The sequence below is a fragment of the Variovorax restrictus genome (genome assembly GCF_051216715.1).
Lineage (GTDB): Bacteria > Pseudomonadota > Gammaproteobacteria > Burkholderiales > Burkholderiaceae_C > Variovorax.
On the sequence record NZ_JBPJZH010000002.1, the window covers coordinates 25,623 to 36,789 of the forward strand.

Sequence of the window (11,167 nt, forward strand, 5' to 3'; positions counted from 1 at the left end):
TGAGAGCCGACGGTCGCCGCGATGCGAACTCTACCGTCTGCTTCTTGCGGCACGGAGGCTGGGCAGCGACGCATCAGGCGTGGTTGGCGCTGCTGTTGGACGGCGGCCTCTGACGCCCCCTCTCTTGCTGTCGCTTCCAGGGGTTTGCCCTGGCTACCGGACGTCAGCAAGCGCACCCCGGAAACGCACGTGCACCGCGAACCAACATAGGTGGCCTACTGAGCGCTCAACGCTGGCGGATTGCGGCTGAAGCACATCGCACCTAAGTTACATTTGCAGCAAAGAGTAAAAAGCCGATGAAGCTGATCCGAAACGCTGGCACCGACCGTGTTGTAGACCTGATCTCGCCCGAACTTGCTTCCGGCAACCGACTGGACCTTATGACTGCGTCAGGGTCGCTTTACGCGTTCGAGGCTATTCAGGAAGGCGCCGGCAAGCTCAGCTCCGCACGGCTGATGGTCGCTGCGGATACCTCTGGCTTCAGTCCCCTCGGCAACGACGCTGATCGCCCGGCCCGGAATCGGCTAAATGCACCGAGCCTCGCCAAGCAGTTTGCGGATTGGGTTAGCGGCAAGGCGGAAGTAAGGTGCGCACCGGGAGCGATTCCGCAGGGCCTGGCGGTCCTTCGCGGGTCGGACGGCAAGGCCCTGCGAGCGGTACACGGCTCGTTCGGCTTGTCGACCGATGGCCTCGGCATCACGCCCGGCAATCCGCTTAGCTTTATTCAGGCATCCGAGACCGCTCAGGAAGCCGAGGCGCTGGCCCAGTGGTTCGACCTTCAGTGGGACAGCCTCGGTCAGCAACCTGAAGCCAAGGCGTCGATTCTGAAGTCTCTGGAAGACCTCGCGGCCGCTCGGGACCCGATGAGCATCTACACGACGATGCTCTTCCATCTGTTCAGGGCCGACCGCCAGGACATGGACGAGGACCGCATCGTCAAGGCAGCAACCGGGATCCGCGACACCATTGTCTGGAAAAGGCTTTACAAGTTTCAGCGCGACGGCGTCGTCGGCGCCATCGACAAGCTGGAGCGCTTTGGCGGTTGCATCATTGCTGACAGCGTCGGCCTTGGTAAGACCTTCGAGGCGCTGGCCATCATCAAGTACCACGAGCTTCGCAACGACCGCGTCCTGGTGCTGTGTCCGAAGCGCTTGCGCGACAACTGGACCGTCTACAAGGCCAACGACCAGCGCAACATCCTGGCGTCTGATCGCCTCAACTACGACGTGCTGAACCACACCGACCTGTCGCGCGACGGCGGCCTGTCGGGCGATCTCGATCTCGCGCACATCAACTGGGGGAACTACGACCTCGTCGTCATCGACGAGTCCCACAACTTCCGCAACAAGAAGGCCCCGAAGCAAGGGGCTGAGACGCGCTACGACCGGTTGATGCGCAAGATCATCCGGGAGGGCGTCAAAACCCGCGTGTTGATGCTCTCGGCCACGCCCGTGAACAACAGGCTCGCAGACCTGAAGAATCAGATCGCGTTCGTCACGGAAGGCGAGGACACGGCCTTGTTCGATCACGGCATCGCCAGTATCGACAGCACCACGCGCCGTGCGCAGAAGGCCTTCAACCGCTGGCTCGAATTACCTGAGGCCGAGAAGACTCCGCAGCTCTTGGTGGAGATGCTGGGCTTCGACTACTTCAGCCTGCTCGACCACCTAACCATCGCCCGCTCGCGCAGGCACATCGAGAAGTACTACGGCACGTCCGAGACGGGGCGCTTCCCGAGCCGTTTGCCGCCGGTGAACATCAAGGCCGACGTGGACAAGGCAGGCGAGTTCATGTCCATCAAAGAGATCAATCTGGAGATCCGGCGTCTGAAGTTGGCCAGCTACGCACCGCTGCGCTACGTCAAGGAAGAGCGGCTCGCTGCTTATGACGAGAAGTACAGCACTGCTATCCGGGGTGGCGAAAGCATCTTCCGCCAGGTTGACCGCGAAGAGAGCCTGATCCACCTCATGCGGGTGAACCTGCTCAAGCGCATGGAAAGTTCGGTCTGGTCCTTCGGCCTGACCGTGGGCAGGCAGCTGAAGGACGTGGACGCCACGTTGGCGCGGCTGTCCTCTTACAAGGTTGGCAGCTCGGACACTGACGACGAGTTTGAAGAAATCGACATTGCTGACGTTGACGTTGACGACCCCGCCTTCGAGCCGCTGCTCGTTGGCCGCAAGGTCAAGGTGCTGCTCAGCGACATCGACTTCGCTCGCTGGCGCCAGGAACTCACCGAAGACCGCAACCGCCTTGCCACCCTGAACGCTGCAGCGATGCAGGTGGACGCCGCCCGCGACGACAAGCTGGGCAAGCTGCGTGACCTGATCGCAGAGAAGGTGCGGAACCCTATCAACGGCGGCAACCGCAAGATCATCGTTTTCACGGCCTTTGCCGACACGGCGGAGTATCTGTACGAGCATCTGGCCGATTGGGCCAAGACACAGCTCAAGGTAGAGGCAGCCCTGGTCACGGGCTCGGGCCGCAACCGGACGACCCTGCTGGCACTACGCAAGGATCTGTCAACAATCCTCACTGCCTTCTCGCCCCGGTCCAAAGAGCGACCGGCGAGTCTCGCGGCGGAGGGCGAGCTGGACCTGCTGATCGCCACCGACTGCATCAGCGAGGGCCAGAACCTGCAGGACTGCGACTGGCTGGTCAACTACGACATCCACTGGAACCCGGTGCGCATCATCCAGCGCTTCGGCCGGATTGACCGCCTCGGCTCACCTAACGCCAGCATTCAACTGGTCAACTTCTGGCCCAACATGGAGCTGGAGGAATACATCGGCCTGGAGCAGCGCGTCAGCGGGCGCATGGTGCTGCTCGATGTCTCCGCAACCGGTGAAGAGAACATCATCGAGCAGCAGTCCGGCGACCCGATGAACGACCTGGAGTACCGCCGCAAGCAGCTGCTGAAGCTGCAGGACGCGGTGATCGACTTGGAAGACCTCTCCAGCGGAGTCTCCATCACCGATCTCACGCTGACCGACTTCCGCATTGATCTGGCGCGGTATCTGAAGGCTCACCCAGGCAAGCTGGAGTCCATGCCGTTGGGCGCCTGCGCCGTCACCACCACGCACGATGCTGATGTGCCCCCTGGCATCCTGTTCTGCCTGCGAGCTGAAGGAGTTGTTGCCGCGAAGGCCGTGGACCCGGGGTACCCGTTGGCCCCGGTATACCTGGTGCACGTGGGTGAGCACGGAACGGTCCTGCTGCCGTACACGCAGGCCAAACACGCGCTGGATCGGTTGAAGCGTCTGAGCATGGGACGTGATTTGCCCGACGCGGGCGCGGTAGCGACATACGCCAGGACCACCAGGCACAGCGAGAACATGCGGCACGCCCAAGGCCTGCTAGCTGCCGCCGTGGCCTCGGTGGCCGGTAAGAGCGAAGAGCGGGCCGTGGCCAGTTTGTTCTCGCCGGGCGGGACCCACGCAATGAAGGGTGAGTTCGCCGGCATGAACGACTTTGAGGTTCTTGCCTACATGGTGGTGTTGCCGAGCGGCATGCAGTCTGCGGGCGCGCAGTGATAGCTGACGACCTCATCGAGGCTCTCGGCCTACCCGAGGCCACACGTGTGAACCAGCGCGTGCCCAAGAAGATGCTGGCCGAGCAGGAGATTGCTACGGCTGCTGACAAGCGCCAGATCCAAGAGGGCGTGAACGAGATCTTCTGGTTGGCGGCGCTCAAACCGCACCTGATCGGCGTGCCGGCGTTTGAGGACGCGCAGCGGAAGTATGTTGAACTGGCCGTGCTAAGCCTGTCGCTGAAGGCGGGCACCAAGCCCGGCCGGTTGGTGGAGTTGCTGCACCGCGCAGTGCCTTACCCCATGCTGCTGCTCAGCACCTCAGATGTAGGATTCGGCGTGTCGTTGGCACACTTGCGCACCTCGCAGAACGAGGCCGACAAGGTGGTGCTGGATGGCGACCTGCTAACGGTGACGCTGCCCTTGCATGTGTCTACGGGGCAGTCACCAGAGCGAGCACAAGACATCGTGGCCTCAGGTTTTGTCGCCGCCTTGGATCTTGCGCGCCAGCCGCAGGCTGATCTGTACGCGCTCTACCAAGGTTGGATGGACACGGTAGATGCGCTCGACATCGCCTTTGAGACCGGCCGCTATCAGCCCAGTTCCACCCGGGCTCAGGCTGCCGAGCGTCATCAAGCCCTGCAGCAGTGCCGCCAGCTGCAAACCAAGCTGGCGGAGTTGCGTGCGCACGCACAGAAGGAACGCCAGATGGCCCGACAAGTCGCGCTGAACCTCGAGATCAAACAGCTGGCCAGCAGCATCGAATCGATGCGAAAAGTCCTGATATCAGGGAGCCCCACGTGAAGAATCAAAAAGTGACCATCCGCAAGGTCGTCAGCTATCTCAACAACCCCGACGAGGACGGCGGCTTCTGGCTGCCGAACATCCAGCGGCCCTTTGTTTGGGGCGAGGAGCAGATCTGCCGCCTGTTCGATTCCATCCTGCGTGAGTACCCCATCAGCACGCTGCTGGTGTGGAAAACCACCAGCGGCATCCGGCGGCGCAAGTTCATCGACAACTGGTCAAGCGCGCTGAAGCTCAGCACCTTCTACGTGCCTGAAGATTCGAAGCGCAAGTGTCTGGTCCTTGACGGTCAGCAGCGCCTGCAGAGCCTCTACATCGGGTTGTGCGGCAGCTTCGGTGGCAGGGAACTGCACTTCAACGTTCTCAGCGGCTCCGCTGCGTTGCCCGACGACATCAAGTACAAGTTCGAATTTCGAGCGGCACCCGCCGTGTTCCCTTGGGTCAAATTTAAGGATCTGATCTTCACCAGCCGCAAGAAGCGGGAGCTGGTGAAGGATCTGGCGGCTGTTGCCGACCGGGAGTTTTCTCCACCCGAACTCGACTGCATCGAGAACAACCTGGACCTGGTTGATCGCACGTTCAAGATGGACGAATCGATCACTTACCAGGAGCTCGACAGCATCGACAACCCCGACCTCTACACCGAGGACGACGTGGTGGAGGTGTTCATCCGCGCCAACTCTGGCGGTACCAAGCTGGAGAAATCTGACCTGCTGTTCTCGCTGCTGAACGCGACCTGGGATGTCGCCGACAACCAGATGGAAGGTCTGCTGGATGACTTGAACAGACATGGGTTTGCGTTCGACCGCGATTTCGTCCTTAAGACTTGCCTGGTGCTACTTGACCAAGGCGCTCAGTACGAGGTGTCGAAGTTCCGCAAGCCGGGCGTGCGCGAAGGCATCGAGCAGCGCTGGGGTGAGCTGTCCGACTCCATCCGGGCGGTCGTCGACTTCATGCGGAGCAAGACCTACATCCAGTGCGACAAGGCCCTGCCTTCGTATCTGGCCCTGATACCGCTGATCTACGTGCAGCACCACTTTCCCAAGGCATGGGCCACGGCAGCCAACGTGGATACGTTCCTGGTGCGCTCACTACTCGCGGGCGCTTTCAGTGGCCAGTCAGACCGCCTGCTGGATGCGCTCGTCAAACGGTTTAAGGAGCTGGAGCGCTTCGATGCCGAGGAGGGCTTTCAAGTCATCCGATCCCAGGGACGCAGCCTTGAGATCACCCGTGATCGGTTCTTCGGGATGGGCTACGGCAGCAAGACTCTCCACCTCATCCTCAACCTCTGGTACCCCGCGTTCACGCATGTCCCGGCCTTCGATAACAACCTGCCGCAGGTTGACCACATCTTTCCGCAAAGCCGGTTGAAGGAAATCAAGCAACTGAGCCCGGAAACCGGCAGGCCCGTCATGCGCTTCAGGGATGACGCGCGCAATCAGCTCGCCAATTGCATGCTGCTGACCCGCGCTGAGAACGGCGGTGGAGGCAAGGGAGACACGGCGCCGGATGACTGGTTCAGTGGCAAACCCGCGCACTACCTCGACCTGCACCTCATTCCTGCGGATCGCAGCCTTTGGCAGATGGACCGCTACGAGGACTTTATCGCCGCCCGCAAGAAGCTGATCGAAGATCGCTTCAGCTGGTTGCTGGCGGGCGTGTGACGTGGCGGCCGCTGATCCTGATGCGCACGGTGGTGGGGTACTCAGGCGCTGGTGCACGCTGTGAGCCAGCTGCAAGCTATCTTTGCGGGTGATCTGCCCCCGGTGTTTCCGCATGCCTCACCGGGGCATGAACAGCCACCGGCTGCGACGCCAGCCCGTGTTGCAGCCTCAGATTTCAAAAATTCCTCGACCTGAGACCTCCATGGCCATTGAGAAGATCGAACCCGGCGCGCCGGAGAGCCAAAGCGCAGACCAACTGGCGGACAACCTCGCCCAACTGCGCAGGCTCTTCCCTGAACTGGTGACCGAGGGCGCCAAGGGCCCGGCCATCAACATCGACGTGCTCAAGGGCCTGATGGGCGATGCCACCGTGACCGACGCCGACGAGAAGTACGGCCTCAACTGGCATGGCAAGCGCGCCGCTCGCCAACTGGCTTTGACGCCCAGCACCGGCACGCTACGACCCTGCCCGCAAGACAGCGTGGACTGGGACTTTACGCAGAATCTGATGATCGAGGGCGACAACCTGGAGGTGCTGAAGCTGCTGCAAAAGAGCTATGCCGGCAAGGTCAAGCTGGTCTACATCGACCCGCCGTACAACACCGGCAAGGACTTCGTGTACCCGGACAACTTCCACGACAGCATCCAGAACTACATGGAGCTGACGGGGCAGTCGGAGGGCGGCAAAAAGATCAGCAGCAACACCGACGCCAGCGGGCGCTTCCACACCGACTGGCTCAACATGATCTATCCGCGCTTGAAGCTGGCGCATAGCCTGCTGCGTGATGACGGTGTCATCTTTGTCAGCATCGCTGATCATGAAATTCACAACCTTCGAGCCGCGATGAACGAGGTGTTCGGAGAGGAGAACTTCGTTGCGTCGGTGATCTGGCAGAAGGTCTACTCGCCAAAGAACTCGGCGCGTCACTTCTCGGAGGACCACGACTACATCGTGGTTTATGCCAAGAATGCCGAGACTTGGACGCCGAGACTGCTGCCGCGTACCGAGGAGATGGAGGCGCGGTACTCGAACCCGGATAACGATCAGCGCGGCCCTTGGAAAGCCGGCGATTTGTCAGCGCGCAATTACTACGGCGAAGGCACCTATCCCATCGCTTGTCCGTCGGGCCGTCAACTGGCTGGTCCGCCAAGTGGCACCTACTGGCGCGTTTCCAAGCCGAAATTCGAGGAAATGAACGCTGACAACCGAATCTGGTGGGGAGTCGATGGTGGCAACGTTCCCGCTATTAAGCGCTTTTTGTCCGAGGTGAAGGACGGTCGGGTGCCGCAAACGCTCTGGACCTACCAAGAAGTCGGACACACGCAAGAAGGCAAGAAGGAACTGATCGCCGCAGTTGATTTTCCCAACTCGGATGTGGTGTTTGACACTCCAAAACCCACCCGGCTGATGCGGCGCATCCTGCAGTTGGCGACATCACCGGACAGTGCCGACTTGATTGTTGACTTCTTTGCAGGTACGGGCACAACGATGGATGCCATGTTCGCGCAGAACGCCGATGACGGTGGCAAGCGACGCTGCATCCTCGTGCAACTGCCTGAGCCTTTAGTTGGCGCAGAGTCTGTTGGATGGACGACGATCGCTGACATCACGCGTGCTCGGATCAAGGGTGCAGGCCAGCGCCACAAAGCGGCCGACGCGATGTTTGCTGGTGACGTTGGGTTCCGGACGTTCAGGCTCGACACCTCCAACATCACGGCCTGGGCGCCGAAACGAGACAACCTCGCCCAGTCGCTGTTCGATCATCTGGACCACGTCTTGGCGGATCGCACCGATGACGACGTGTTGTACGAACTGCTGCTGAAGCTGGGCCTCGACCTGTGCGTGCCCATTGAGACCAAAACCCTCGCCGGCAAGGCCGTCAAGAGCATTGGCGGTGGCGTGCTGCTGGCCTGCCTTGACCAACAGATCACGGTGGCCGACGCCGAGCCGTTGGCGCTGGGTATCGTTGATTGGTATCGCGAGCAGAAGGCTGCCGGCGATGTCACCTGCGTGTTCCGCGACAGCGCCTTCGAGAACGACGTGGCCAAGACCAACTTGGCTGCCATCCTCGAACAGCACGGCATCGCCAAAGTGCGTAGTTTGTGAGCGACGGGCGGCAAGGACCGCCGAGCTTTTTAACGGCGGTGTCTCGCCAACAGTGAGGAGAGAAGATGGCACTGAGCGACGGAAACAAGCGCGAGTACTCGGCCGAAGAGCTGGCCGTTCTGGGCGGCGTAATCGACTATGCCGATCGCATGCTCTACGAGGACAAGCACCTCAATGTCCTTGGCGGCATGGCGGATAGCTACGGGTACGTAGCAACCACGCAAGCTCCGGCCTATCGGCTGCTGCGCAAGAACGCCTACGCCAAAACAGTGGTCATCGACACGGAGCTGCAGGGACGGCTGACTTTTCGCTTGAGTCCAAGTGAGGCCACTTACCCCAACTTTTCTTCTGGCTACTGCACGCCACACTCTCCCCAAGGCCGCCTGGTCACCTTCGTGCAGCCTGGGTATCAGAGCCGCAGCAAGCTTTGGGGCGACTACCGCGTCGTGGAGGTGCGGTCCTTCGAGCGATTTGGGGGGCCGGAGTTCGAACCCAACGTCCGCAATTTTTTGCGCATGGGCGTCACCGGTGATGAAGGCACGGGCAGTGTCCAAGACCTTCGCAGCTACCTGGACCGCCTGCGCAAGCCCAAGGGGCAGCTGCCGCGACTCAAGTCCGAAGCGCCTCCTGTCCTGCCAGGCACCGCTGAACCCGAAGTCGCTGCACCCGTTGCGGCGCCGCCCGTCGACGTTCCCATCGTCGAGTTCGTCGTGGTCGACGAGCCCGATCTGGAAGCGCCTGAGGTCGTTGCTGAAGCCGATGACGAGTGGAACCCCGACAGCCCGCCGGCAAAGCTGGAGGATTACTACGGGCTGAGCGAGCGGTTCTTCACCCACCAGACGGTCGAACAGAACCAGATCATCGCTCGCTCGCCGATTGGGCCCATGTTCGTCGAGGGGGTTGCTGGCTCCGGCAAGACCTCTGCCGCGCTGGGCCGGACGAAGATGCTGACCACCTTCAATGCCGCCAACGTCGTGGACGAGAAGGTGTTCAGGGACATCCTTGGCCAGGGACAGGACTATTGGTCGGCGGAGTACGCAGGCCAGTTTTCGCAGGAGAGCTGCGTGGGCTTTGTGCGCACGGGCGAACTGATCCAGTATCTGCAGGAAACTTGCCGGCGTATTGACCTGCCCGACCTGCCGGTGCATGAGTTCAAGGAGCTTCAGACTCGCCTTCGCGACCACCGAAAGCTGACCTACAGCCCCGTGGCCGGTCGACGCTGGGTGGGCTTGCCGCAGAGTCGTGATGGTCATGAGGCTACGACCATCGCTTGGTTGCGAGCCACAGATCAGGCCATGGCTCGGCGGCTGGCTGACCAGTTGCAGGAGAGCCTGCCAGCCTTGGCAGAAGTCGAAGCCCTGTTCCAAGATCAAGAGCGTCAGAAGGTCAGCCGTGTGGTTGGCCCGGCGCTCAGCGTGCTTCGCGCCAAAGTGGACGAAGTGGCAGATGAACTCCGTGACTCGCCGCGCGAGGGTGCGTTCGCGCTGGATCGGCTGGCCCTGCGCCTGGTCACGCTGCTCTCGGAGGTCCGCAAGCAGGTGATGGGCTCGAAGTTGCTTTGGACAACCGTTGGGGGGGCGACGCTGTATGCAGCCGAAGAGTACAGCCTCGCTCGGCAACTGGTCGACCACAAGGCGGCACTGTTCCTGCGGACCGGCCAACGCCTGGTGTTCGTAGATGGTGCGGGACCGGTCGATCACTCGCTTCAGCTGCGCACGGCCGTTGGCGAGCCCGTCGTCTGGAGTGACGAAACCAAGACGCAGATCGATGCCGGCCTGGTGATCGTTCGAGATGCCGCAGGGCAGAACTTCCGTGGGGTTGTGTCGGACGTTGGCCAGCTGTACCTGCGATTGCTGCCTGAGGCCAGTGAACGCATCTATGTGCAACAAGACGGCGTCCTAAAACGGCTTCCCCGCGAAGCGGGTTGGGGCCGCGTCAAGCTCAAGCTGGTACCGGTGGAGGCTGGGCGACCTGACGATGATGAGATCGACGATGAGAGCGAGGCACCTGTCGAGCCGGTGCAGCCTGGTCAGGCACGGAACTCCACCCCCGACGCTGTGTTCAACCGGCTCGTCCGACGTGGCCTGTTGACGCCCCTTGCGGCGCTTCCAGATCTCTACTTGGAAACCTTGCACAACGGCGCCAACCACTTTCCGAAGCCCGAGCTGGCGAACAGGGTTCATGCTCAGCTGGCCAGTTTTAAGCTGGCGGACGACGACATCGACCTGCTGCTGTGCATCGGGCACTTGCTGAGTCGCGGGCTGAAGCAAGGCGGTCTGGCGGCGCTGAGGGAGGCACCCTTCTACCAAGCCGTCTTTGTGGATGAAGTCCAAGACTTCACCGAGCAGCAGGTGTTCTTGATGATTGAGCAGGCCAATCCTCGATACCGTGCCATCACGGTGGTCGGTGACCTGGCACAGAAGCTGCACCATGGGTCGACGATCGAGGTTCGGGCTTGCTTCCCTGGTCATAGCGTGGCCAGTGTCAAGCTGACCGAGAACCTTCGGCAGGGGGACGCGCCCGCGTTGGCGCTCTTCAGCGCGCTCTTTCGCGCGCACTTTCACGGAGATCCGCCGCCTGCTGAGGCCATGTGGGAGCGAGTGCACCAGGCGGGCGCCACCGTCTTCCGGCCGCAGCTCATGACGTGCGCAACGGAGGCGGACATGGACGACGCCGTCATCGAGGCCCTGCGCGCTGCCACGCGGAATCAAACGGTTGCCGTGCTGTTCCCGACCGCAGAGGCGGCGGCAACAAGCTACCAACGGCTGGACCTGCGCCTGCGTGAACTGATGATCGATGCGGAGCTGTCTGAGAAGGTCAACTTGTCCCGCCGGCATGTGCGTCACTTCGCGGACGTGGCGAACGCCAAGGGGCTGGAGTTCGACGTGGTTATCTTGGCGAACGTCGACCAGTTCGATCTCCACGAACCTTCGCAGGCCAACAGGCTGTACGTTGGCGTGACTCGGGCTCGACGCTCCTTGTCGCTTTTGACGAGCAAGCCGATGCCTTCCACCAAACTTGCTGAATTGATGCTCAGCTTTGATTCCTTGTCCTCAACGGCATGAG

The 11,167-nt window shown here is 61.5% G+C and carries 5 protein-coding genes; all 5 read left to right on the forward strand.

Annotated elements, in window-relative coordinates; all coding sequences use genetic code 11:
* The first annotated feature begins 296 nt into the window (after positions 1 to 296).
* The 5 genes from ACSFA0_RS14670 to ACSFA0_RS14690 all read left to right on the forward strand — a co-directional run bounded on the left by ACSFA0_RS14670 (position 297) and on the right by ACSFA0_RS14690 (position 11,166).
* Complete coding sequence (locus ACSFA0_RS14670) at positions 297 to 3,530, forward strand: helicase-related protein (protein WP_435451009.1); 3,234 nt, start codon at positions 297 to 299, stop codon at positions 3,528 to 3,530.
* Positions 3,527 to 4,330, forward strand: coding sequence for a DUF4391 domain-containing protein (locus tag ACSFA0_RS14675; protein ID WP_435451010.1), 804 nt, complete (start codon positions 3,527 to 3,529; stop codon positions 4,328 to 4,330). The genes ACSFA0_RS14670 and ACSFA0_RS14675 overlap by 4 nt, the downstream gene beginning before the upstream one ends.
* A complete protein-coding gene (locus ACSFA0_RS14680; RefSeq protein WP_435451011.1) occupies positions 4,327 to 5,994 on the forward strand; it encodes a DUF262 domain-containing protein in 1,668 nt (555 codons plus the stop codon). The genes ACSFA0_RS14675 and ACSFA0_RS14680 overlap by 4 nt, the downstream gene beginning before the upstream one ends.
* 202 nt (positions 5,995 to 6,196) lie before the next feature.
* On the forward strand, positions 6,197 to 8,101 hold the full coding sequence (locus tag ACSFA0_RS14685; RefSeq protein ID WP_435451012.1) for a site-specific DNA-methyltransferase: 1,905 nt from the start codon (positions 6,197 to 6,199) through the stop codon (positions 8,099 to 8,101).
* A 65-nt stretch (positions 8,102 to 8,166) separates the two neighbouring features.
* The gene (locus ACSFA0_RS14690) at positions 8,167 to 11,166 is read left to right on the forward strand and encodes an ATP-binding domain-containing protein (protein WP_435451013.1); all 3,000 of its coding nucleotides are present in this window, start codon (positions 8,167 to 8,169) and stop codon (positions 11,164 to 11,166) included.
* The last annotated feature ends 1 nt before the right edge of the window (position 11,167 follow it).